The sequence below is a fragment of the Chitinophaga deserti genome (assembly GCF_003149455.1).
In the GTDB taxonomy this organism is placed as follows: Bacteria; Bacteroidota; Bacteroidia; order Chitinophagales; family Chitinophagaceae; genus Chitinophaga; species Chitinophaga deserti.
Genome location: NZ_QFFK01000009.1, coordinates 256695 through 281306 on the forward strand (window position 1 = coordinate 256695; position 24612 = coordinate 281306).

Here is a 24612-nt window from a genome sequence, read left to right on the forward strand (position 1 = left end):
ATTATGCGGATAGACATCATTACCGTACAGCCCGATCTGCTGGAGAGCCCTTTCTCCCATTCGATCATGAAGCGGGCGAGGAACAAGGGCCTGCTGGAAGTGAATGTACACCAGCTGCGCGACTATTCCACGCTGCGGAACAGCCAGACAGATGATTATCAGTTTGGCGGCGGGGCCGGGATGGTGATGATGATTGAGCCGCTGGTAAATGCCATTGAGTCCCTTCAAAAGGAAGTGACCTACGACGAAATCATTTATATGACCCCTGATGGTCGCACTTTTGATCAGAAAACTGCCAACCGGCTGTCTATGAAAGGAAATCTGCTGATTATCTGCGGGCATTACAAGGGTATCGACGAAAGGGTACGGGAGCATTTTGTGACCATGGAGATCTCAATAGGGGATTTCGTACTGTCGGGCGGGGAACTGGCTGCGGCAGTAGTGGTGGATGCCATTGGGCGGTTGCTGCCGGGAGTCCTTAATGACGAGACTTCGGCCCTTTTCGACTCATTTCAGGACAATATGCTGGCACCGCCGGTTTATACCCGTCCGGAGGAGTTCAGGGGCTGGAAGGTGCCTCCGGTGCTCATGAGCGGGGATCACAGGAAGATAGATGATTGGCGGCATGATGAGGCGCTGAAGCGGACAAAAGCCCGCCGGCCGGATCTGCTCGACCACGACTGATTCAAATAAAATTTTAAAAAACCGGGAAAAGGTCTTGGTAATTGGATATTGTTCCTTACCTTTGCCGTCCTATAAATAATTGAAAGATGAACGCAATTTCTTTTGTTCACGAGCAGTTGACTGCTAACAAGCAATTTCCGAAGTTTAAAGCCGGTGACAACGTTACCGTTAACTATAAGATCGTTGAAGGAAACAAGGAGCGTATCCAATCCTTCAAGGGCGATGTGGTGAAGATCCAGGGCACAGGCTTTACGGCAACCTTCACTGTTCGTAAGATCTCCGATGGCGTGGGCGTTGAAAGACTGTTCCCGCTGTATTCTCCCAACATCGACAGCATTCTGCTGCACAAAGTTGGTAAAGTTAGAAGGGCTAAACTGTACTACCTGCGCGAGCGTCAGGGTAAAGCAGCCCGTATCAAGGAAAAAAGGGTTTAGTATTTTATACAGGGAAATTAGTACGCGGGAATCCGACAGGATTCCCGCTTTTTTGTTTGTATAGGTGCCGTTTTGCAGGAACCTGCTGGCTCAGCCGGGGAACTTTGTTTCCGCGGGATATGTGCTATAAAAGCATGATTTAGATTAAGGTTACTGATTTATGGCCAACAGGGGCGCTGTTTGTCACCTGTGCGTAGTAACTGAAAACAGCAGTGGGCCGGGGTTGTGAAGAAGACCTTAAAACTCGATTAAAGTGCAGCGGCGGGGTTGCGAAAGCCCAAATAAACGTTATCTTTGTTAGCTCGAACATTATAAAAAACTGAGAAATGACTGCTATTTTTGTTAAATCACCTTTCTTACTTTTCCAGGAACTGGGTATGACTGAACTGATCCTCATCGCTGCAGTAGTATTGCTGCTGTTTGGCGGTAAAAAGATTCCTGAACTGATGCGTGGCCTGGGTAAAGGTATCCGTGAGTTTAAAGATGCGAAAGACAATGTGCGCCGCGAAGTGGAAGAAGGTATCCGTGAATCTGAAGTAAAGAAACAGGCATAATTCCGGCTTCCGCAAGGAATAGCAGGTGCAGAGCCGATTTTTACAGAGATCTACCATTGTAAGATTTAAACTGGTTTGGGTTTGACTGAATTCAGCAGTATATCGTCTTTTCAGGAGGCGTTGTTTGCCGGGAAAGCGACCTGCGAGGACACGGTACAGATGTACCTGGGGCGCATAGAGCAAACCCGTCACTTAAACGCATTCCTTGAAGTATTTACAGATGACGCCCTCCGGCAGGCACGTTCCCTGGATGAAAAGATCCGTAACGGGGAGCGGCCAGGATTGCTGGCGGGCGTTGTTGTTGGCATCAAGGACGTTATAAGTTATAAAGGGCACGCCGTAAGTTCGGCGAGCCGTATACTCGAGGGCTTTGAAGCACTCTATAATGCCACGGCGGTGGAAAGGCTCCTGGAAGCAGGGGCTATTATTATTGGCAGGCTCAATTGCGACGAATTCGCCATGGGGTCTACCAATGAAAACTCCGCCTATGGGCCTACGCTTAACGCGCTCGATGAAACAAGGGTACCCGGAGGATCTTCGGGTGGTTCGGCAGTAGCAGTACAGGCAGGGCTTTGCCATGTGAGTCTGGGTTCCGACACAGGCGGATCTGTAAGGCAGCCGGCGGATTTTTGCGGTATCATAGGGCTTAAGCCCAGTTACGGCAGAATCAGCCGCCACGGGCTGCTGGCATACGCTTCTTCGTTTGACCAGATAGGCATTTTTGGCTCGAATATTGCTGATGTTGCGGCAGTTCTACAAGTTATTGCCGGCCCGGATGCCTATGATAGCACGGCCTCGCAAAGCGAAGTGCCTCAATATCAGTTAAATACCGATCTGCACAATAAAAAGCGCAAATTCGCGTACTTAAGGGATGCCCTCCATCACGAGGGACTGGACCCGGAAATGAGGGGAGGATTTGAAAGTTTCTTTGAACAGTTAAAGGCGGAAGGTCATACCGTGGAAGCGGTTGATTTTGAATACCTTGATTTCGTGGTAGCAGCATATTATGTGCTCACCACGGCTGAGGCTTCCAGCAATCTGAGCCGGTACGACGGTGTCAAATTTGGCTACCGTACTCCGGAAAAGGGGCTGGACCTGACCGATTTTTATAAGAAAAGCCGGTCTGAAGGCTTCGGTAAAGAGGTAAAAAGGCGTATATTGTTAGGAACATTCGTGCTGAGCGCCGGATATTACGACGCTTATTTCACGAAAGCCCAGCAGGTAAGACGGCTTGTGGTTGAAAAGATGCAACAGATTTTAAGCAATTACGATGCCATCCTGTTGCCTACCGTTCCTACAACCGCTTTCAAAATCGGGGAGAAGATGGATGATCCCATCGCTATGTACCTTGCCGATATTTATACGGTGCTGGCCAACCTCACAGGGGTGCCTGCCATATCCGTTCCTTTACTGCGGCATTCAAACGGAATGCCTTATGGCCTACAGATTATCACAGAGGTGTTAGACGAGCAGAACTTGTTAGAAATTGCGCAAACCGTGTTGCAGATGCAACAAGTAGATACAGTTTAAAACAAAACAACGCGTATGACGAAAATCTTTTTACTTCTATCATTGCCGGCATTAGTGGGTAGTACAAGTGCAGTTGCCGCCAGCGTTGAGGTGAATAAGGAGATGGTGTATTCCGTGCAGGATACGCCCGCCGATACCTCCGTTACCTTGAAAAAGGCCGCACACCTCCCGAAAGACACAACAGTGCACGGAGCTCCGGCTTCCCTTTCGGTAAAACGAGCCGCCCAGGCACTCCCGTCTGTTATCCGTACGCCCAAGGTGTACGAACAGATGAATAATAACTTTATTAAGAATTACATCAGCGATTATGCCAACCGTTATTCCCAGCACCTTTCCGTGATGGTAGAACGGTCTGCACCATATTTCGTTATGATAGAAAAGGTATTCGTGGACCACGGTATTCCCGAAGAAATGAAATACCTCGCCGTAATCGAATCCAGTCTCCTGCATAATGCGCGCTCCCGTGTGGGTGCCGTAGGCATGTGGCAGTTCATGAGCGGTACCGCACGCATCTTCGGCCTCAACGTAGGTAAGAAGGTAGACGAACGGAAAGACATTTACAAATCCACCGTAGCCGCTGCCAAATTCCTCAACGAACTGTACGATCAGTTCGATGACTGGCTGCTGGTAGTTGCCGCATACAACTGCGGTGCAGGTGGTGTACAACGCGCACAAAAGATCAGCGGACGCAGCGACTTCTGGGGTATCCAGTATTTCCTACCTGCAGAATCCCGCAATCACGTGTACAAATTCATCGCTACCGGTTATATCCTCGACAGGTTCAACACCTTCTTCGGCGTAGGCAGCAATTACACCACTCCTAATGTTTCCCTGCCCGCAGCCCGTATGAGCACCGCAGCGGAATTCAGAAAAGCAGCGCCCATCACCGAAGAAGATATGTTCAACACCGTTGAATTCAATATCTCCGGCAAATACCGCCTCGAAGCCATCGCCAAGAAACTGGCCATGGAATCTTCCGAGCTGGAAAGACTGAACCCCGGCTTTGCACAAGCCCTCGCCGGTGAATCTAACAGCTACGATCTCCGTATTCCCAAAGAGAAAATGAAACTCTTCCAGGCTGAGAAAGAGGAAATTCTTAAAGAATCCCTCCAGATGTCGCTGGATGATAAGGCTTCCACTGTAGACAGAAGCAGATTCCCTGCTCCGGTGAAAAGGCCTGAGGTGAAAGCTAACGTTAAAAAGCCTGTTGCGAAAAAAGCACCGGTGAAAAAACGGACCACTACCAGAAAGAAATAACTTTCTACAAATATTTGAGAAGTGCGCTGACTAACATCAGCGCACTTTTTTTATTTAACCCTGACTAAATTCAACTACTTAATTTCAATCCCTTATTATGCCATCTTAAGTCCTTTGCCCGTCCACGGTTTTACTGTTCGAAATTATCATGAAGCCCTGTAAGGATAAGGCTTTGAAGGTGCTTTACTGATTGTCTGGTTGCAACTCACCTCAAGAATAATCCGTTTGGGAAATGCTATTCCGCATTTCAGGTAACATTGAATAACTGCCTCATGTTTTGTTGCTTCTTTTGTGCATTCAAGCTTCATTACATTACTCTTCATCAACGGAAAAATGCATCTCAACCCCCAACCCCTCAAAACCGGGCGCTTCATTGCCTGCCTGGTACTCGTGTGCGGAATTTTCTTTTCCTCATGTAAAAAAAACAATAGTAATTCCGGTGGAACTCAGCCACCTCAAAACAATGGAGGCCCCATTGAACTTTCCGGGAGCATCATTGGCAAAGACGGTCTCCCGCTTGCTGGAGCCATCGTTAAAGCTGACGGGCAGCAGGTGACTACGAACGACAAAGGAACCTTTGTTCTGCAGAACGTTAAAACTGCCACCGGAAATGTTGTACTGGTGAATTGCTCTAAAGCAGGGTTCCGGACACAGGTACGCCGCCTGGTTACCGCCGGAGGAAACAATGCGACTGTACAAATGATGTTGCTGCCAAGTACTACTACCCACACCATCAATGCTACAGCCGGAGGCACCGCCACACTTACCGGAGGAGCCACTGTAACCATACCCCCGGATGCAGTAGTAAAGACCGATGGCAGCGCTTATACCGGAGCAGTCAACTTAGCAATAGCGCACCTGGATCCTGCAGCACCTGATTTTAGTTTGCAAATACCGGGTGGCGACCTAAGTGCAATACGTACGGATAACTCCAATGTGGTCCTTTATTCTTACGGTATGTTGCAGGTGGAAATGGAAAGTACAGCCGGAGAAAAGCTGCAGTTGAAAACAGGTAAATCATCTACCATTAAGTTTCCTATTTCACAATTCCAACAAACCGCCGCACCTAACACCATCCCGCTATGGCATTTTGATGAAGTATCCGGAATATGGAAAGAAGAAGGAAGTGCCACACGCCAGGGCAATCTTTATGTAGGCACTGTAGGGCACTTTTCTTCCTGGAATGTAGACGCTCCCAGACCTATAGTTACGGTAATGGGCTGTTTAACGGACCCTTGCAGAGGAGATTTAAAAATGCGCGGCGTTAATGTAACCATCGGGCAGGTAACAGTACAAACCGATAAGGACGGTAACTATAAAGCGCTTATCCCGTCAGACATGCCGGCTACGCTCCATGTGCAACCACGCTTAAACGGCGGGCGAGGCACGAAAAAAGAATTACCTGCTTACCCGCCGGGCGGCAGTACCACGCAGAATGTATCCCTACCCTGCGGCCCTGAACTTTCAGGGCGCATAACAGCATGCGACGGAACGCCGTATGCCGGCATGGTTAGCATGTACCTCGATGGTGAAAACATCGGGAATGCCTATACAGATGAAACCTCAACTTTCAAACTGTTTCCGCCAAAAGGGAAAACAATTACCCTGAAAGTATTCGACCTCCTGGGGAATTTAACTGCTAAAGACATTACGATGCCTAATGGAGATAACGGAAAGGATATCGGGGATGTGAAGGTTTGTCCGGGTACGGAACTGCCGCCTACACTATTCATTATTAATGGAAGCGGTTTCAACAATCAGCCGGTACAAATCGGTGGCGGTACATCGGGGCAGCCCTTTGTTACAATTGGGATTTACGACGATCGTAATAAAGAAACCCTGCTCACCGCCACGCAGGGTAAAACACAGCTCACATTGCAATTTGCCGGGGGAGCCACGGGGAATTTCAATGATGTGGTGATGATTCTGGACCTCAATGGTAAAAGATATGTATCGGAAGAAATGCATGTATCGGTTTCGCGGTACGGGCAGATTGGCCAGCTGATAGAAGGCACTTTCTCAGGTGAAGGAACGATTCAGGGAGGAACCGGTAAAGTGCAGATCACTGCGGGTAAATTCACCATTTTCCGGATACAGGGATAAATAGATTGAAGCACCGTGAATAACCCATGGCCCCGGCAACATGCCGGGGCTTTTTTAATCATATAAACATATGGAGCAGCTCGGAACCGGCCAGGAGATGTTGAGCCCTGAATAACTTCATCCGGGCAGGATAATGTTGAACTGACAGGCTTTTGTTGCTTACTTTGATTTGTAAGCCTCAATAAAAACATCATACCTCAATAACCTATGGAAACCACATCTATACCCGGAGTGTTTGTAAGGAGGGCCTATTGCTGGGCGCTGCTGTTCGTACTGTTTCTGGCATCCTGCAAAAAAAGCAACAAGTCCGGCGGAGGAAACGACCTTCCCGGTGAACGCACCATCATTACTTTGAAAGGCTGCGTGGTCGACGAATCGGGCCGGCCAATTAAAGGTGCCACTGTTAAGGCAGACGGGCAGCAAACCACTACTGCAGATAATGGCACCTTCACATTGTTTAATATTAAGACTTCATCCGGCAGCATGGTGCTCGTAAACTGTTCCAGAACCGGTTATCGTACCCAGATACGAAGGGCTGCCACAGCAGGTGGCAACAACGCAGCCTTATATGTAGCCATGCCTTATAAAGACGTTACATCAACCTTCCAGACTACAAGCGGTGCAACAGCAGAATTACCCGGTGGTGCAACCGTTCAGATACCGGCAAATGCGGTAGTAAAGGCAGATGGAAGTGCATATACCGGTGCTGTGCAACTGGCCGTGCATCACCTTAGTCCTGACGATCCCGATTTCGGCCTGAAGATTCCGGGCGGAGATCTTAGCGGGGTGCGTACAGACAATACCCCCGTAGTCCTGTATTCTTTCGGAATGGTAGATGTTGAAATGACCACTGCAGCCGGAGAAAAGCTGCAATTGAAAAACGGGCAGACTTCCAACATAAAGTTCCCGATAGCAGCAGACCAGCGGAGCATGGCACCTGCAGAGATACCCCTCTGGCATTTCGACGAGGCCACCGGTTTGTGGAAAGAGGAAGGGAAAGCCACCCGGCAGGGTGATGTGTATGTAGGTACTGTAGGCCATTTTTCTACCTGGAACGTAGATGCGCCACTCAGGACGGCTACAGTAAAAGGAAGGCTGACGGATGCATGCGCCAACGGGATACCCTTACGGGGCGTGGTGCTAACATTAGGACAAATGTCAGTGCAAACCGATAATGACGGCAACTACCTGGTGCGCCTGCCGGCAGGAGTGCCTTTTACTATCAGTGTAGACCCGAGGCAAAATATCGGGAGAACCATTTCTAAAGAAATAGCTCCACTGGCTGAGGGTGCCACATCTGTACAGGACATTGCGTTGCCTTGTGGCGCTGCACTTTCCGGGCGCATCACACAATGCGGTAGTTCCGCATTTTCCACATTTGTAACGCTGGAATTGAACGGTGTTGTTTTCGCACAGACCTATACGGATGTTGAAAACAAATTCAAGCTGTTTGGTCCAAAGGGAGCGGGGGTGATTGTAAAAGCATTTAATCCCGTGGGAGGTACGGTAATGGTACCGACTATGATGCCTGACCAGGAAACGGTCAGCAACATCCCTGATATAGAAATATGCGAGCCGGAAGTGAATCTGGAAGCTACGTTTATGCTGCGGAGCGTGGGGTCGGAGCAGCAATACCGGATTGAAGGAGGAACTGCCATTGGTGTAACGGACGCTGGTGGTAGTAAAACTACCTGTGCCGTTGAGGCCGACGACTGGCGCATTTCATTAACTATCCCGGGGATAACAGAAGGAAATTATCAAAGCGGTTATATAGTGCTGGATTTTGCTAATGTTAGGTTTATTGCTGAAAAAGCTCAGATAAAAGTAACACGGTTTGGTGCGATCGGTGAAATAATAGAAGGCACGTTTACCGGTATTGCAACACCGGAGAGTCCGGGTAATAAAGTAGAAATTCTCAACGGACGATTTACAGTTAGAAGAGTGGCCGGATAAAGGATGTTGCTATTGTAAAAAAGCTCTGCGGTAATAACCACGGAGCTTTTTTATTAGAATGTAATTACCGGTAAACCGCTCTTGCTTTGCGTCATGGAAGAAGCATGCACAACAATCAGGTACCGGGCCTGTCATGAATGTAATGGCAAGCGTCATGAGTACTTGTAAAGCGAAAAACTGTAGAGTGAAGTTGATGAGGGCGTGAGTACCATCTTCTATCGGTTTGTGTGGCTTTGTTGGCTTCTCCTGGTAGTGGTGATGATATAGTGGAGATTGTAAACGGAGGATTAACCGTGCGGAGGATTAAAGTATAATGAGGATTGTATCTAAATAAAAACAGCCCGCCTGGCAATGCCTGGCGGGCTGTTTTGTTGAATAACTTAGTAAGTGGAAACTTCCTTGGCGTTGCGTCATGGAAGAAGCATGCACAACAATCAGGCGCCGGGCTTATCATGAATGTAATGGCAAGCGTCATGAATACTTGTTAAGCGAAAAACTGTAGAGTGAAGTTGATGAGGGCGTGAGTACCATCTTCTATCGGTTTGTGTGGCTTTGTTGGCTTCTCCTGGTAGTGGTGATGATATAGTGGAGATTGTAAACGGAGGGTTAACCGTGCGGAGGATTAAAGTATAATGAGGATTTTATCTAAATAAAAACAGCCCGCCTGGCAATGCCTGGCGGGCTGTTTTGTTGAATAACATATTATCAGGAAACCGCCCTTGCTTTGCGGCCGTGGAAGTACCAGCCGAAATAATCGAGCAGGGGACCTGTCATGAAAGTAGTGGCGAGTGCCATCAGTACCAGCATGGCGAAAACCTGAGGGGTGAGGATACCGAGGTCGTACCCGATGTTGAGTACCACCAGTTCCATGAGTCCGCGGGTATTCATAAGGGCGCCAATGGAAAGGGATTGCTCCCACGACTGGCCCATAAGGCGTGCGGTGAGCGCGGAGCCTACAAATTTACCGGTTACAGCTACCAGCATAATTACGGCGAAGATACTCCAGAGGTGCCCTTCATTAAGCAGTCCGATGGAAGTGCGCAGACCCGTAAATGCAAAGAAGATGGGCAGGAGGATGACTACACTAACATCTTCCAGTTTATCGGTGAGCACCTGTTTGATATTGGTTTCGGCAGGCATGATCACCCCGGCGAGGAATGCGCCGAACAGGAGGTGGATGCCTATTACTTCTGCGATATATCCCGCAATGAGCAGCACGAAGAAGCCGAGGGCTACCTTGGTTTTGTTGCCATTGAGGGTGCTCATGCGGCGCTTCAGCCAGGGGCGTACGATGAGGAGCATACCTGCAACAAATACGATTGCCAGTGCAATGGTGACCAGGGCACTGATGAGTCCACCTGCTTTTGCGATGGCAACCACTACTGCCAGGATGCACCAGGCGGTGATATCGTCTGCTGCGGCACAGGTAATGGCCATAGCTCCAAGGGGAGTGCCGGTAAGTCCGCGCTCCTGCACGATCCTGGCCAGTACGGGAAATGCGGTTACGCTCATGGCTATACCCATAAAAAGGGCGAAGCTCAGGAACCCTACCTGCGGTGGCGCATACTGACTGAAAGTGAAGTAAGCAAGACAAACGCCCAGGAAAAAGGGTATGATGATACTGGCATGGCTGATCATTACCGCATCATGAGCTTTTTGCCTGATTTTGGAAATGTCCAGCTCCATACCTACGATGAACATGAAAAAGGCCAGACCGATCTGACTGAGGAATTGCAGCGCGGGGAGGGAGGTTTTGGGAAAAAGAGCGTTCATGGCTTCCGGTGCAAAAAGTCCCAGGAGCGACGGGCCCAGTACGATACCCGCAATGATTTCACCCACAACGGCCGGCTGCCCTACTTTACGGGCCATGAAACCAAAGGCGCGGGAAACACAGAGGATGATGATGATCTGCAACAGCAGCATACTGAGGGGATGTTGCAGATGATGGGCCAGGTCTGTGAAAATATTGCCCTGTGCTACGGCTGGTGCCGCGGCTGCCGGAATGGGCTGAAGAATAGGATCTGTGGCTTTAGGGAGCGGCAATTGCTCGCCCTGGGCGATGATGAACCAGGTCATAAGCCCGAAAATGCCGATGATAATGGGGTAAAGCAGGTGCCGTTTTTGCATTTGAGCAAGTCTTTTTAAGGTTTACAAGATACAAACTCCCTGAGAAATTTTCCATACTCCGCCCGTATGGGCCAGCGTTACTGCCTGATGAAGAGTGCGACCGAGCGGGTGCCTGATAGCTGACGAAAACCGGATCCCCTTCATGCTAACTCCAACTTTCAAGCAGGAAGGTTAAGAACATGTTTCGTGGATAGACAGTTGACCGGGAAAGATTTATCAATTAACTCCCTGACCGACCCACGCAACTACCTGCTGAAGTGTACGACGCAACGGCTGCCCGAAAGCTGACGAAAGCCGGGTTCCCCTCATTTCAACCCCGGCCTTCAGTTAAAATGGCTAAAGATATGATTCGTGGATAGCCAGTTGACCAAGAGAGATCTATCAATTAACTCCCTGACCGGCCAACGCAACTGCCTGCTGAAGTGTGCGACGCAACGGCTGCCCGATAGTAGACTAAAGCGGGGTTCCCCCCATTCCAACTCCAACCTTTAGGCAGGAAGGCTAAGGACATGTTCCGTAGATAGGCAGAAATTTATCAATTAATACCCCGACCGGCCAGCGCAACTGCCTGATGAAGTGTGCGACGCAACGGCTGCCCTATAGCAGACTAAAGCCGGGTTCCCCTCATTCTAACTCACACCTTCAGGCAGGAAGGCTAAGGACTTGTTTCGTGGATAGGTTGTATAGAGGCAGAGATTTATCAATTAACGCCATGACCGGCCAGCGCAACTACCTGCTGAAGAGCGCGACGCAACGGCTGCCTGATAGCTGACTAAAGCCGGATTCCCCACATCCCAACCCCGGTCTATAAGCAGGAAGGTTAAGTACATAACCCGTAGTTAAGTCGTAACTAACCCGGGGATATCCCGTAGATAAGCCGCCCTTATATAGGGGCGGCTTATGGGCGGCTTAAGGGCGGGATATAGGCGGCTTAAGGGCGGCTTATCTCCTATTTTACCCTGCAGCTGATTAACTGTTACATGGAAGCAGGGAGCTGGCTGTTTGGGCGGGAATGCCTCAGAGATATGCCGGTTTACAGGAAATGCCTGATGATGGTATTCATGCCGGGTTACAGGTTCATTGAGCTGTTAATCAATGATTTATGGCCTGTTAGGTTTAATGGGTGATAGTTGTTATGCCATAGCTAATTCTGTTGAACCCTGGAATTTCGGGATGGAGCAGTAAAAATGTATCTAATAATCAACGCTTTATAAGGTTTTGGGTATAGATGCTTACAACTTTTGTAAAAGCGTATAAACAGGTATGTTATTGATAATCAACCATATTTTAGAAGCATCTGGCAAGCGGCAGCCTGGAGAACAGGCTAAAACGGCTCGTAATGTGATGAGCCTGATAACCGCAATACGTCAAACAGGGTGGTGAACGATGCGCGCGTTTTGTATTTTTGCAGGATGACAGCTGAAAAACTGCGTGTAGATAAGTATCTCTGGTCCATCAGGGTGTTTAAGACCCGTTCTGCGGCCGCTGCCGCCTGCGAAGCGGGCAAGGTAAAACTAAACGGGGTATCCGTGAAAGCCGCCAAAGCCGTTAACGTGGGCGACGAATATGAAGTGCGCACCGAAACGCGCAAGTGGAAAGTGAAGGTAACCGGCCTGCTGGCGAACCGCCAGGCATACTCCGAAGCCATTAAATACTACATAGACATCACTCCGGAAGAAGATCTGGAAATGAATAAAAGGGTGGCTTCCAGCTTCGATACAGGGAAAAGACAGAGCAAAATCGGCCGTCCTACCAAGAAAGAGCGCCGCAACCTCGACGATTTTATGCAGGAAGATTAAAATCTTATTATTTTCGCACATTCAATTTATCCGAAACAAATGGCTCAACAAAGCGACGTACTCAGCGCGGACTTTCTGGTGAAAACAGCGCAGGAATTCGGCACCCCGGTGTATATCTATCACGCCGAGAAGATCAAGACACAGTATGAAAAGCTGAAGAATGCCTTCAGTAAGGCCGATGCGCGCTTTTTCTACGCCTGTAAAGCACTTACGAACATCAACGTGCTGCGTTACATCAACTCCATCGGCTGCGGGCTGGATACGGTTAGTATCCAGGAAGTACAGCTGGGGCTGAAGGCCGGTTTCGATCCCAAGAATATTATTTTTACGCCCAACTGCGTGGACCTCAGCGAGATCATTGCTGCGAAAGACCTTGGGGTAAACATCAATATCGACAATATTTCCATCCTCGAGCAGTTCGGCAACCAGTTTGGCGACAGCTACCCGATCTGCATCCGCCTGAACCCCCACATTATGGCGGGCGGCAACTTCAAGATCTCAACAGGGCACGTAGACAGTAAGTTTGGTATTTCCATTCACCAGATGCGCCACATCGAGCGTATTGTGAAAAGCACCAAACTGCGTGTTACCGGCCTGCACATGCATACCGGTTCCGAGATCAAGGATGTGGACGTGTTCCTGCGCGGGGTGGAGATCATGTTTGAAATGACGGAACATTTCCCCGACCTGGAGTTCATTGACCTGGGCAGCGGCTTTAAAGTTGCTTACCAGCAGGGCGATCCGGAAACCGACATTGACCTGCTCGGCAAAAAGCTCAGCGATGCTTTCAACAAGTTCGCAAAGGCTTACAAACGCCCCCTGCAGCTTTGGTTTGAACCAGGAAAGTTCCTGGTAAGCCAGTGCGGTTACTTCGTGGTAAAAGCCAACGTCATCAAACAAACCACCGCCACGGTGTTTGTGGGTGTGAACAGCGGTTTCAACCACCTCATCCGCCCCATGTTCTACGATTCTTTCCATCTTATTAAGAATATATCCAATCCGAAAGGCACGGAGCGCATTTATACCGTTGTGGGTAATATCTGCGAAACGGATACTTTCGGCTGGGACCGCAAGATCAGCGAGGTTCGTGAAGGCGACCTACTGGTGTTCTACAACGCCGGCGCCTATGGCTTCGAAATGTCGAGCAACTTTAACTCCCGCCTGAAGCCTGCAGAAGTGCTGGTGAAAGACGGTAAGGCGCAGCTGATCCGCAGGCGCGATACCATCGAGGATCTGCTGAAGAACCAGGTGGAAATCCCCCTCTGATATGACTACCCTGCGCGATGATCTGCTGGCCCGCGGGTATACGGAGCTTACCAGTTTCCGTATCAGCGAGCTGATGGGCCCTGTTAAGGAAGGTACGCGCAGGGGTTCACTTTTTTACTGGTTGCTCCTGCTTGCCATGAGCGTAGCCGGCGTATTGCTGGTGTACGGCATCCTCCATTGGAAGGCTACCGGACTCCTGACAGTTGGCCGGTTTTCTATGTGGTTTTCCCTGGGCGTGGGCGCCGTGATGTTCCTGATACCCCTCCATGAAGGGATCCACGGCCTGCTGTTCCGGTATTTTGGTGCGAAGGATGTGCGGTATGGCGTGGTTTGGCGCAAGCTGATGTTTTACGCTGTGGCACACAACTTTGCGGTGAGCTACCGGCAGTTTCTCGTGATAGCCCTGGGGCCGTATGTGCTGCTGTCTGCAGCAATGGGGCTGGCCGCTTTGGTGGTTCCTCCCGGCGGACAGGCTTTTCTGCTGGGGATGTATGGCTTCCATACCCTCTGCTGTATCGGTGACTTCGGTCTGTGTGGATATATGCATCAATTCCGCCATCTTAACCCGCTCACCTTCGACGACGCTGATAATAGCGTGTCGTATTTTTACGTAACTTCGCACTAGCAACTATTCCCCCCATACTATTCTGTTATCCTGCACTGTCGCTGTTTGCCTAAAAGGTTTAGAAAATTATGAAAATACTTACAGCACACCCGGATCAGTTGATTGAGGAGCACCTGATAGACAGCCATATCTCGTTCGTCCCGTTCGTCCGGTTTATGAAAGATAAAGCGAGTAAGGCCAAGGGGGCCCGGGCAGCATTCTTTACTGAAATCGTCCGCCACTTCGAAAGTAACCCCGAACTGCAAAAGCCACTTGCCAGCGATGTGGAAATAAGCCGATACCAGGAATACCTCGACCTTGTTACCGCCACCGTATTCCCCGTCACCATCGATGATACGAGGGATATCTTTGGCATTGGGGTGCCTTACCGGTTCGCTATTTTCTATTACTCCGATAAGTTTCAACAGATCTTTTCCGAAGACGGGAAGGAGCTGCTGGCCATGCCCAAGGGAATGTCTCCCGACAAGATCCGCCGCGACAAGCTTTCATGGCTCTACAAACTGATCCTTGAAAGGTGGTATAACCTGCAGATCAATTACGATACCGACATCGTGCATACCGTCAACTTCCCGGAAGACGGGTTAAATAAATACATTAAAGTAAATATAGACGCCCGTTTTGTGGATGTGCGCCTCAAAGGCGAGCTTCCTAAACTGGATTGCGGAAACATCTGCGCCGGCGACTTCAGGGCGCAGGACCTTTCCACCCTGCAAGAGCTGGTGCCGCTGGAATCCTTTGAGCTGGAAGGGTTCGTGATATGGACCATCCAGGATGTGACGCGCGATTATGTGGTGGATGGCATGAAGAGCCTGGTGCTCAACATCCGGAAAGATAATGAGCTGAAAACATATACCCAGGCACGTGAGTACCTCAAAACCCTCACCGGCCGGGCTGATCTGAATATTCACCTCATCCCTTTCCTGAAAGTGAATAACAAGAGCGTGCTCGAAACCACTTATGTGTCGCAGAGCATCATCTTCAGCAGTGCACGCAGTGATCAGGAGCGTTTGGCGCTCAACGATCAGCTCATGGAATTTTTGCAGAGCAACCCGCGCCCGCTGGTATTGCAGGAAGTTTCCCGCCAATCGGTAGAGCTGTATCCTTTCCTGAAATACCTGCCGCTGCATGGAATAAAAAGCTTTATCCTTTTCCCCATCCTGCACGAGAATAATCTGCTGGGTATGCTGGAACTGGCTACTTCCGGTCAAACACCGCTGGATTGGGAGATACTCTCGCACCTGCAACCGGTGTATGCACTGGGATCCATGCTGCTGGGCCGTACCGTAGAGCTGGCTAATGAGCGGATCAATGAAGTGATCAAAGATCAGTTTACCGCATTGCAGCCTGCCGTGGAATGGAAGTTTACGGAAGCGGCTTGGGAATACCTGCACATGCCTAAAAACGTGAAGCAGAAAGATATCGGTAACATCGCTTTTGAAGATGTGTACCCGCTGTATGGTGCCGTGGATATCCGAAACAGTTCTGTAGAAAGAGGCACGGCTATCCGCGACGACCTTCGTGAACAACTGCAACTCATCCAGCAAACTTTCAAAGGCATTAACGGCAGTTTACACCTGCCGCTGCTCGAAGAACTGCAATACAAGAACAACCGCATGCTGAACAGCATGCACGATACATTGTTCGCGGAAGACGAAGTGAAGATCAACGAATTCCTCGACCACGAAATTGCTCCTACCTTCCGGCATTTGTATGATAGCGAAGATAACCTGAAGCCCCTGCTGAATGAGTACTTCACGAAGATCGACAAGCATTCCGGGCATATCTATCACCACCGCCGTGAGTATGAAGACAGCCTGCGGGAGATCAATTCTGCCATCAACCGCTTCCTTGAAACAGAGAAAGACGAACTGCAGCAATCTTATCCCTGCTATTTTGAGAAGTACAGGACAGACGGGGTGGAGTATAACATTTACATTGGCCAAAGCATTGCACCCGATCGTAAGTTTGATTCGATGTACCTCCGTAACCTGCGCCTGTGGCAGCTTACATCAATGGCTAAGATTGCGCGCCTCACGAACGACCTGGTGCCTTCACTTAAATTGCCGCTGCAAACCACGCAACTGATCCTCGCACATTCCAACCCGATAGCTATCAGCTTCCGGAAAGATGAGCGGCGCTTTGATGTGGAAGGAGCTTACAATATGCGGTACGAGATCATGAAAAAGCGTATTGATAAAGTACGCATCCGCGATACAAATGAGCGGCTGACGCAACCCGGTAAAATCGCGATCGTATATTCCTACTCCCGAGAAGCAGAAGAGTACCGCAAGTACATCGATTTCCTGATCGATAAAGATATACTGCTGCGCGATGTTGAGCAGCTGGATCTGGAAGAGCTGCAGGGCGTAAGCGGCCTGAAGGCCATCCGCCTCACGGTGAACATGGGCAGAATGTTGCCTGCCGGGAAAGCATAATCACAATTTACTGCGCATAAAAAAAGGCTGTTCATAATACTGAACAGCCTTTTTTATTACTAATTATATTAAGGTCTAAAACTTGAAACCGAAGGTTACGTAAGGCAGGGTACCTTCTTTGGAATGCCCCAGCACAGCGGTTACCACTACGAGGTTAACGGGGGAGAAGTACAAGCCTCCGCCGAAGCCGTTATGCCATCTTCCGGAATCTTCCCCGCGATACCATACCCGCCCAACATCGTTGAACGCTATCATACCAACGGAACCGGGGAGAATGTAAGAGGTGAAATCAAACAGTTTTATGCGCAGCTCCATGTTGTTATAGAACATACCATGACCGGCGAAACGATTATTGCGATATCCGCGCAGGTTGGCAGTACCACCAAGTGAAAGCGCCTGGAAGAATTCGGGCTTGCCCCAGGTATATCCACCACCGAGGCGGGTAACGAGTACAACATTGGGTGGGAGGCCTAGGGAAGCGTAAATGCTCATATCTGACCGAACCTGCAGCATATTGTTACTGGCACCGGTTAGACCCTTACTGCCGAGTACCGTGGTATTCCACAGTAAACCGCGGGTGGCTACGAGTTTATTATCGCGCGTATCGATACTGAAATTACCTCTCAGTCCTGCATAGCTTTTATTGGCAAAGATGCGTGCCGAGTCGGGCTTGGCGAATTCGTTGAGGTAACGGCCGTAATTGTTTTCCGCTTCCAGCTTAGCCGCTGTAATGGAGGGGCCTATGCTGAAATGGATATTCTGTGCAAGGTTGGTACGCAGCATCACTTCCGCAGCATAAATATCGAAACGGCTGCGGTAGTAGCGAATGGCAGGGTCGGTTATTTCCTTGTTGTATTCAGTTTCGTTACCGAAGCCGAAGAAGTTAACCGTATTGTGCGGTGCGCGTGCCATGCCATGCAGCAGCAGGTCAGACTTGCCGATCACATCATTGAACTGTCCTTCGTAACGGAACTGCCATGCTTCCGTTGCAAGGGCATGCATACCGGTGAGGCGGTGGCGTACGGCAAAAGAATCCTTCCGGAAGCCCTGGCCGGTATATTCAAGGCCTACACCGAGGAGGAGTCCATCGTCGAGGTTATAGCCTCCTGTCACCAGCGGCATGAGCTTATTGTATTTAAAAGCCATGCGGTTGTAACGGATCACATCGGGGTTAGAAGAGAGGCGCAGTCCTTCGCGGTTGCCCACGGCAAAGCTGTCTTCTTTATGCTTCAGGTCGTAGATGAGGGCTTTTTTACCACCGCCACCGGGCACACTGTCGATGTAAGTGTCTTTATCCGCTCCGCCGATGAGCCGCACCCGAATGCGGGGATTACCGTTGCCGGTAAGTATGAACCGGTCCTGCCCGCCAAGGCCGTATACCGCCACTTCTTTCGTTTCTGAAGGGTCGAACGTACGGTCGAAAAGGGTTTGCTCCAGATCGCCGGACTTACTGATTTTCTGCGAACGCACATGCACTTTACCATCGTCGAGGCGTGTGATGGTGAACTGTTCGTTTTTGAGTGAGCCGGTAACATCTACGCCTTTGGCAAGGAAACGGTAATATTTGAGGGCTTCGCTTTTAATGATCTCCCGGCGTGCCTTCAAACGCTCCACCATCATGCTTTCCGTAAGCCGGTGGATGGAATCCGGCAACTGGCGAACGGCTTCTTCGATGGCAGCATCGGTCATCAGTTTGGAGAATGCTTCGGCCTGCTGCTCCCATTGCTCTTTAGGGAGGTTGGTGAGGAAGTTACGGTCGAAGTAACGCGGGTTGAAGTTAAGGCCGTTGATGTTGGGTATATTCTTCCGGAAGCCCTGAATGTTGGGCATCAGCCATGCGCGGCTGGCCATCCGGGGAATGATGCCTTCGTTCACAAAGAATGCCTGATCGCGGTCGCGGGGGATGGGGTTGAAGATCTTTTTCTTCTTATCCTTTTCCGCCCACCAGCGCCACTGATCGTCGTGCCGGTCCCAGTCGCCGATAAAGAAATCGAGCAGGCGGGCCTGCAGCACGGCAGTTTGGTTGACGGAGTTATCATTGTCTTCCAGCAGGTTTTCGAGAACCTTAAGTGTGTTATATGTTTTGCTGGCGGTAACCGGTTCGCGTTCTTCAAACAGGTATACGCCACCGGCGAAATCACGGCGGTAGATGCCCAGCGCGGTATCATCCGGCAGATATACGAAGGTGGGATTGGTATGTGGCACCCCGGCTTTTTCTGCCAGAGAAGATACTACCAGCGGAGCGTATGGGTTGGATGCGGATATCTGATCCTGCACTATTTCCCTTGCGAAGGTTTCCCGGAGAGGTTCGGGAACGGCGGATGTTGGGTTTTTCACCAGCGAGCGCAGTACCCATTCGCGGCCGGAAGTATCTTCGAGACGCAGCGAGCGGGTTTGCATACCACCGCCGCGCTTGGTTACTTTCAATCCGCCTTTAACGGTATTGATATCGATGGTATGGAAGGTGAGGGGCGTTGCCCATACTTTCCGGTAGTTTTCGCCCAGCATGAGCCGGTGAAAGCCGTTGATGCGAACATACCGGGGATCGGCTGCCATGGTCACGGAATCGGGCTTTGGTTTGGCGGCATCCTGCGCAAGCCGGCTGCGATGGCCTGCGAGGTCGAACAGCTGATGGGAGTAAATGGGCGTGGGATCGTTTTCGTTATAGAAATCCACTTTCACTTTCCCGTTTTTCATCACGGTGATAACGCTATAGCCATAATACTTGCTGACAAATAAGGAACCCTGTCCGTGGCGCACACGGCTGTCTTTCGCACCGGCACCGCTTACGAGGTAATACCGGTTGCGGTCCTGCATCAGCTGCAGGGTATGTTCATGCCCTGCTACAAATACAGTGGGCGATTCTTCCGGGATAGCTTCTTCGATACCGCGGATCATGCGTTTGTATAACGGGTGGGGGAGATCTTCTCTTGTTCCGAAAACGCCCCGCACCAATGGGTAGATGCTGCCGATGACGGGCAGGGGCAGGTATAGATTCGGTTTAGCATCTGTTAGGGGGAAGATGTGTTGTTTGATGGTATAATAGCCGCCATGGATACCATTGCTCCGCAGCGGGTGGTGGGCTGCAAACACAAGGAGCTTTCCGGGGTTGGCGGCAGCAATATCTTTTAGTTCTGCCAGCACTTCATCTTCCGTTTTCTGATCGCACGACGATTCGAGGCCGGGCTTGGCGCCGGGGTAGAGCCACCATTCGGAGTCCATCACAATCAGCATTACATCGTCTCCCATGGGGATGGCCAGCGGGCCGGGGCATCCGTCTTTCGGGAGAAAGTCCACATTCGGGAGTTTGAGCGAATCGATATACTGCTGCTGGTTGCGGATCTGCCGCCAGCCATCGGGCCGGTGCTTCGACCAGTCGTGGTTACCCGGTACAAAGATGCCTTTGGCGGAGGTTCCTTTTACGAGGTTCACCTGGTAGTCGAGGATGCTTTTGGCTTCCGGGAAGTTTTTCGCCAGCGGGCTGGGCAGTCCTAACGGATACACGTTATCGCCGAGGAAGAGGACGGTATTAACGCCTTTGTTCAGCTGGAAGTTGCGCTTTACGGCATCCACTACAGGGTTGATGCCATTGCGCATTTCGCCGGCATCGCCGATGAGGATGATGCGTTGCTGAATGCTGTCTTCCTGCGCGGAGGCCTGCAGGGCAAAACAGGTGAGGAATATGAGTGCGAGGTATTTCAATTCTTAGGGTGGTATTTGAATTTGAGAATATCGGCAGTGTGGTCTTCATCGCCTTCGTTAGAAATATACATGTCTCCATTGGGGGCGAAGGTGATGCCTTCGGGCTGGGAGAAATGTTTCCTGGGGAGGCGGTGCATTTCCTGTATGTTGCCCTGAAGGTCGGTAATGACGAGCAATTCGTTTACCGAGGCCACGATATATACCCTGTTTTCAATGGGATGCACAGCGGCGCCGGAAGGGCGAAAGTGTTTGGCGGAACCATCTTTAAGGCGGGGGATACTGTCGTAGGGAAGCATAAACAGCGGATCGGCAGACCAGGTCATAGAATCGGGCCTGAAGGCATAAGCGCTGGTACGGCGCTCCCCTTTATCGACCTCGCAGTTCTTACAAATGGCAACGATCTGATCGGTACCCCTGTCGTAATACGCCGCTTCGAACTCGCGTTTCCAGTTATGGGGGAAATGCGCTTCGGTAGAGGAAATTGAATCGGAAAACATCCCGTCTATCCGGTACATGGTACCATTGCTTTTGAGCACAAACCAGTCTTTCCCCGTAAACACGGTTTCTTCATAATCCCCGCTCTTCCCGAATTTCCAGGAGGGGTATGGGGTATTGGCGCGAAGGTCTACCTGGAAGAGTTTTCCCTGTTCATCGTTATTGGCGATGAAATGCGCTTCGTCGCGGTGAAATACCAGTCCTGATATCTCCTGGAGGGATTCGCGAACCCTGAAACGTTCATATTGTTCCAACCGGTAACCTTCCGGGGAAGTTTGTTGCCGGCCGCCGTTTTCGCCAGCAGACTGGCAAGACAACAGCAGAATAACGGGCAACAGGCGAGGAAACATCTTCATAAGCCATTCTTTATAGGATAAAATTAACGCAAAAAATGCCGTAATTTGGAATATAGTAAATACACCACCAGATGGAAATAAGTTCAGTGATAGCAGCCGCGCAGGCCTATGTGACCCGGCAGTACGAATCGCACCCCAGCCCGGTGCTGGTATATCATAATCTCGTACATACCAGCCAGGTAGTGCAGGCGGCCGACCAGATAGCGGCATATTACCGCCTTTCGGATGCCGATCATCTGGTTGTAATGCTGGCAGCCTGGTTCCATGATATGGGTTACCTCGAAGGGGAGCGCAACCGCCATGAAGCCTCCGGAGCAGAAGCGGTACTGGCTTTCGCCAAAGAACATAACCTCCCCGATGACATGGCCCGTGCAGCAGCAGATTGTATACTGGCCACACACATCCCCCAGCAACCCAAGAACCTGTTGGAGCAGATCGTTTGTGATGCCGACCTCTTTCACCTCGGCAGTAAAGAATTCTCCAAACGTAATAAACTGCTCCGCAGTGAGGCAGAACTGGCCACGGGTAATAAGATCAGCGGCGCAGAATGGACGCGCACCAGCATCCAGTTCCTCGAAGCCCATCAATATCACACCGCTTACTGCCGCACCCTCCTTAACCAGCAGAAAGAGGAGAACCTGGAGAAGCTTAAGATAAAGCTGGAAGAGAAGCAGCGTGAAGCACTGGAAGAAAAGAAAGGCGTGGCTCCTGCAGAAAAGAAAGCAGAGAAAACCGAGAAGGACGAAAAGAAGAAGCCCGGCGTGGAAACCATGTTCAGGACAACGGGAACCAACCACATCAGGCTTAGCTCCATGGCCGATTCCAAGGCCAATATCATGATATCGGTGAACTCCATTATCATATCGGTATTACTGTCTGTATTGCTGCGCAAACTGGAAGATTATCCCAGCTTTACCCTGCCCGCCATCATCTTCCTCGCCACATGCGTTACCACCATTGTGTTTGCCGTACTGGCTACAAGGCCCAATGTAACGAGCGGGCGCTTTACGGAAGAAGACATCAAAAACAAGAAATCGAACCTCCTTTTCTTCGGTAACTTCCACAAGATGTCGTACCCGGAATATGAAGAAGGGATGGAAACGATCATCAAAAACCCGGATTACCTCTACAGCAACATGATCCACGATATATACAACCTCGGTGTGGTGCTTGGCCGGAAATACCGGTTGCTTCGACTGGCATATAATACTTTCATGTTTGGCATCGTAGCGTCTGTGATTGCATTCACGGTGGCGGCGATATTCTTCAATGCAAAAAGTTAAGCATTGATGCAGCAAACCATCCCCCTGAACGACCGTGACCTGAGCTGGCTTTATTTTAATTACCGGGTGCTCACCATGGCGGAAGACCGGGCCGTTCCTTTAATGGAACGTGTCAGATTCCTTTCCATATTTTCCTCTAACCTCGATGAGTTTTTCCGTGTACGTATGCCGGCATTGCTGGCCCTGCACCAATTGCACGAAGCTGAGCAGGGTGCCCTCGCTGCAGCGCAGCAGGAAATAGCCCGGCAGCTGAATGAATACGGGCGCATCTTCACGCAATCCGTTATCCCGGATATGTTGGAGAAAGGCATCCGGTTGTATTATGGAGAGACTCCGGCAGCGGAACATTCCCCTGCTATCCGCGAGTATTTCTACAATACCATACTGGCATACCTTCAGCCCGTGAAACTCCATTTCGGGCAACCCATGGAGCTGTTCCTTGAGAACAATGCATTGTACCTCGTGGTATGCCTGGAAGACGGGGGCACAGGGATCGTGAACATCCCGTCCGACCATCTGCCGCGCTTTATCCGCCTATCCGGCAACGATATCCTCTTCCTTGAAGATGCCATCCGGCAGCACCTCGGTTTCCTGTTTCCGCATGTGGGCATTAAAGCTGCCTACAGCATTAAGGTTACACGGGATGCGGAGATTGATGTGGACGAGTTCAGCGGCCACCTGCTGCAAAAGGTGGAAGATATGCTGGTGCAACGGAACATGGGCGTACCCACCCGCTTCCTCTACGATGCAGCCATGCCCGTTACGCTGCGCGATCAGCTGGCGGAACATTTCCGCATTGCCGCATTGGAAATGGCGGCAGGCGGGCGTTACCACAACCTGCGCGATCTTGCTGATCTTCCCCTGCCTTCCGATCCCTCGTTCTCTTATCCGAAGATGCCGCCTGTGCATTGCACGGCACTGGATGCGGAAAGCAGCCTGCTCGATCAGATCCAGCAGCGCGATGTAATGCTGCATGTGCCTTACCAGCAGTACGACTACATCCTGCGATATTTCAATGAAGCTGCTGCTGACCCGGATGTGCGGGAGATATATGTTACCCTTTACCGCGTAGCCTCTACCTCGCGCATCGTGCATGCCCTCATGAGCGCCGCTAAAAACGGGAAGAAGGTAACGGTGATGGTAGAACTGAAAGCACGGTTCGATGAGGCTAACAACATCCGCTGGGCCAAGCGCATGAAAGCTGCAGGCGTTAAAATCCTGTATAGTATACCCGGATTGAAAGTGCATGCCAAGGTAGCACTGGTGAAGCGGAAGCGCGGTATGTACTGGGATCATACGGCCCTGCTGGCAACGGGTAACTTCAATGAAAGTACCGCGCGTTTTTATGCGGATCATATATTACTGACCCGCCACCAGGGAATAACCCAGGAGCTGGAGTTGCTGTTTATTTATATGCAGACAGGCATCCAGCCCGGGCGTTTCAACTTTATGCATTTCGGGCATTTGCTGGTGGCGCAGTTTAACCTTGTAGACCGGTTTAAGGCGATGATACAGGCCGAAGCAGAAGCAGCCCGCAACGGGAAGCCTGCCCGCATCACCATTAAGCTGAACAACCTGCAGGAAAAGAGTATGATTGCAGCGTTGTATGACGCTGCAGATGCCGGTGTGGAGATAGACCTGATTATCCGGAGCATCTGTTGCATTGTGCCCCGTAAAGGGATTCGTGTAAGGCGGATAGTAGACCGCTTCCTGGAGCATGCACGGGTATTCATTTTCCATAATGGCGGCAACGAAGCCATATTTATGGGCTCGGCAGACTGGATGAACCGTAACCTCCATCGCCGTATCGAAGTATGCTTCCCAGTCTACGACCCCATCTACAGGCAGCAGCTGAAAGATATTATAGCCTTACAGCTGGCAGATAACACAAATGCCGTAATATTGGGGGCCGACGGCCGCAACCTTCCCATCCAAAGGGAGGAAGGAGCGCCGGAAGTGAACGCCCAGCGGGATACTTACACATACGTCCGGAAACTGTAAAACCCTCG

At 50.5% G+C, this 24612-nt stretch carries 16 protein-coding genes; 13 read left to right on the plus strand and 3 right to left on the minus strand.

Features of this window, described 5'->3' with window-relative positions; translation table 11 throughout:
* The first annotated feature begins 3 nt into the window (after nucleotides 1–3).
* The 7 genes from trmD to DEV76_RS20880 all read left to right on the plus strand — a co-directional run bounded on the left by trmD (nucleotide 4) and on the right by DEV76_RS20880 (nucleotide 8515).
* Nucleotides 4–684 (plus strand): tRNA (guanosine(37)-N1)-methyltransferase TrmD, encoded by a 681-nt coding sequence (trmD, locus tag DEV76_RS20850; protein ID WP_109699866.1) that lies wholly within the window; start codon nucleotides 4–6, stop codon nucleotides 682–684.
* 86 nt (nucleotides 685–770) lie between these two features.
* A complete protein-coding gene (gene rplS / locus DEV76_RS20855; RefSeq protein ID WP_109699867.1) occupies nucleotides 771–1118 on the plus strand; it encodes a 50S ribosomal protein L19 in 348 nt (115 codons plus the stop codon).
* Nucleotides 1119–1444: 326 nt separating this feature from the next.
* Complete coding sequence (locus DEV76_RS20860) at nucleotides 1445–1672, plus strand: Sec-independent protein translocase subunit TatA/TatB (RefSeq protein ID WP_109699868.1); 228 nt, start codon at nucleotides 1445–1447, stop codon at nucleotides 1670–1672.
* 81 nt (nucleotides 1673–1753) lie between these two features.
* Nucleotides 1754–3202, plus strand: coding sequence for an Asp-tRNA(Asn)/Glu-tRNA(Gln) amidotransferase subunit GatA (gatA, locus tag DEV76_RS20865; protein ID WP_109699869.1), 1449 nt, complete (start codon nucleotides 1754–1756; stop codon nucleotides 3200–3202).
* 15 nt (nucleotides 3203–3217) lie between these two features.
* Nucleotides 3218–4459 carry a lytic transglycosylase domain-containing protein gene (locus DEV76_RS20870; RefSeq protein WP_109699870.1) on the plus strand — a complete coding sequence of 414 codons (1242 nt, stop codon included), beginning with the start codon at nucleotides 3218–3220 and terminating at the stop codon, nucleotides 4457–4459.
* 333 nt (nucleotides 4460–4792) lie between these two features.
* The gene (locus DEV76_RS20875; protein ID WP_109699871.1) at nucleotides 4793–6562 is read left to right on the plus strand and encodes a carboxypeptidase-like regulatory domain-containing protein; all 1770 of its coding nucleotides are present in this window, start codon (nucleotides 4793–4795) and stop codon (nucleotides 6560–6562) included.
* A 207-nt stretch (nucleotides 6563–6769) separates the two neighbouring features.
* Nucleotides 6770–8515, plus strand: a complete 1746-nt coding sequence (locus DEV76_RS20880; RefSeq protein ID WP_109699872.1) for a carboxypeptidase-like regulatory domain-containing protein — start codon at nucleotides 6770–6772, stop codon at nucleotides 8513–8515.
* Nucleotides 8516–9220: 705 nt separating this feature from the next.
* Here the strand turns inward: DEV76_RS20880 and DEV76_RS20885 are convergent.
* Nucleotides 9221–10642 (minus strand): cation:proton antiporter, encoded by a 1422-nt coding sequence (locus DEV76_RS20885; RefSeq protein WP_109699873.1) that lies wholly within the window; start codon nucleotides 10640–10642, stop codon nucleotides 9221–9223.
* Nucleotides 10643–12054: 1412 nt separating this feature from the next.
* On the opposite strand from DEV76_RS20885, the gene DEV76_RS20890 reads away from it, so the two are divergent.
* The 4 genes from DEV76_RS20890 to DEV76_RS20905 all read left to right on the plus strand — a co-directional run bounded on the left by DEV76_RS20890 (nucleotide 12055) and on the right by DEV76_RS20905 (nucleotide 16767).
* Nucleotides 12055–12441: an RNA-binding S4 domain-containing protein gene (locus DEV76_RS20890; protein ID WP_109699874.1), complete on the plus strand. Its 387-nt coding sequence runs from the start codon at nucleotides 12055–12057 to the stop codon at nucleotides 12439–12441.
* A gap of 39 nt (nucleotides 12442–12480) precedes the next feature.
* Complete coding sequence (gene lysA, locus DEV76_RS20895) at nucleotides 12481–13707, plus strand: diaminopimelate decarboxylase (RefSeq protein ID WP_109699875.1); 1227 nt, start codon at nucleotides 12481–12483, stop codon at nucleotides 13705–13707.
* A 1-nt stretch (nucleotide 13708) separates the two neighbouring features.
* Nucleotides 13709–14332, plus strand: coding sequence for a DUF3267 domain-containing protein (locus DEV76_RS20900; RefSeq protein WP_109699876.1), 624 nt, complete (start codon nucleotides 13709–13711; stop codon nucleotides 14330–14332).
* A gap of 68 nt (nucleotides 14333–14400) precedes the next feature.
* Nucleotides 14401–16767, plus strand: coding sequence for a hypothetical protein (locus DEV76_RS20905; protein ID WP_109699877.1), 2367 nt, complete (start codon nucleotides 14401–14403; stop codon nucleotides 16765–16767).
* Nucleotides 16768–16842: 75 nt separating this feature from the next.
* On the opposite strand, the gene DEV76_RS20910 is transcribed toward DEV76_RS20905, so the two are convergent.
* Together DEV76_RS20910 and DEV76_RS20915 are read right to left on the minus strand one after the other, a co-directional pair.
* Nucleotides 16843–20469 carry a BamA/TamA family outer membrane protein gene (locus DEV76_RS20910; RefSeq protein ID WP_109699878.1) on the minus strand — a complete coding sequence of 1209 codons (3627 nt, stop codon included), beginning with the start codon at nucleotides 20467–20469 and terminating at the stop codon, nucleotides 16843–16845.
* Nucleotides 20466–21320 (minus strand): hypothetical protein, encoded by an 855-nt coding sequence (locus DEV76_RS20915; protein ID WP_109699879.1) that lies wholly within the window; start codon nucleotides 21318–21320, stop codon nucleotides 20466–20468. The genes DEV76_RS20910 and DEV76_RS20915 overlap by 4 nt, the downstream gene beginning before the upstream one ends.
* A gap of 71 nt (nucleotides 21321–21391) precedes the next feature.
* On the opposite strand from DEV76_RS20915, the gene DEV76_RS20920 reads away from it, so the two are divergent.
* Together DEV76_RS20920 and ppk1 are read left to right on the plus strand one after the other, a co-directional pair.
* Nucleotides 21392–22603: a Pycsar system effector family protein gene (locus DEV76_RS20920; RefSeq protein WP_109699880.1), complete on the plus strand. Its 1212-nt coding sequence runs from the start codon at nucleotides 21392–21394 to the stop codon at nucleotides 22601–22603.
* 6 nt (nucleotides 22604–22609) lie between these two features.
* Nucleotides 22610–24604 carry a polyphosphate kinase 1 gene (ppk1, locus tag DEV76_RS20925; RefSeq protein WP_109699881.1) on the plus strand — a complete coding sequence of 665 codons (1995 nt, stop codon included), beginning with the start codon at nucleotides 22610–22612 and terminating at the stop codon, nucleotides 24602–24604.
* Nucleotides 24605–24612 lie beyond the last annotated feature (8 nt).

Coding starts and splice junctions, on each gene's coding strand:
- ppk1 (WP_109699881.1), top strand. CDS start 22,610: ATGCAGCAAACCATCCCCCTGAACGACCGTGACCTGAGCTGGCTTTAT.
- DEV76_RS20890 (WP_109699874.1), top strand. CDS start 12,055: ATGACAGCTGAAAAACTGCGTGTAGATAAGTATCTCTGGTCCATCAGG.
- DEV76_RS20885 (WP_109699873.1), bottom strand. CDS start 10,642: ATGCAAAAACGGCACCTGCTTTACCCCATTATCATCGGCATTTTCGGG.
- lysA (WP_109699875.1), top strand. CDS start 12,481: ATGGCTCAACAAAGCGACGTACTCAGCGCGGACTTTCTGGTGAAAACA.
- DEV76_RS20920 (WP_109699880.1), top strand. CDS start 21,392: ATGGAAATAAGTTCAGTGATAGCAGCCGCGCAGGCCTATGTGACCCGG.
- DEV76_RS20900 (WP_109699876.1), top strand. CDS start 13,709: ATGACTACCCTGCGCGATGATCTGCTGGCCCGCGGGTATACGGAGCTT.
- rplS (WP_109699867.1), top strand. CDS start 771: ATGAACGCAATTTCTTTTGTTCACGAGCAGTTGACTGCTAACAAGCAA.
- DEV76_RS20860 (WP_109699868.1), top strand. CDS start 1,445: ATGACTGCTATTTTTGTTAAATCACCTTTCTTACTTTTCCAGGAACTG.
- DEV76_RS20905 (WP_109699877.1), top strand. CDS start 14,401: ATGAAAATACTTACAGCACACCCGGATCAGTTGATTGAGGAGCACCTG.
- DEV76_RS20875 (WP_109699871.1), top strand. CDS start 4,793: ATGCATCTCAACCCCCAACCCCTCAAAACCGGGCGCTTCATTGCCTGC.
- DEV76_RS20870 (WP_109699870.1), top strand. CDS start 3,218: ATGACGAAAATCTTTTTACTTCTATCATTGCCGGCATTAGTGGGTAGT.
- trmD (WP_109699866.1), top strand. CDS start 4: ATGCGGATAGACATCATTACCGTACAGCCCGATCTGCTGGAGAGCCCT.
- DEV76_RS20915 (WP_109699879.1), bottom strand. CDS start 21,320: ATGAAGATGTTTCCTCGCCTGTTGCCCGTTATTCTGCTGTTGTCTTGC.
- DEV76_RS20880 (WP_109699872.1), top strand. CDS start 6,770: ATGGAAACCACATCTATACCCGGAGTGTTTGTAAGGAGGGCCTATTGC.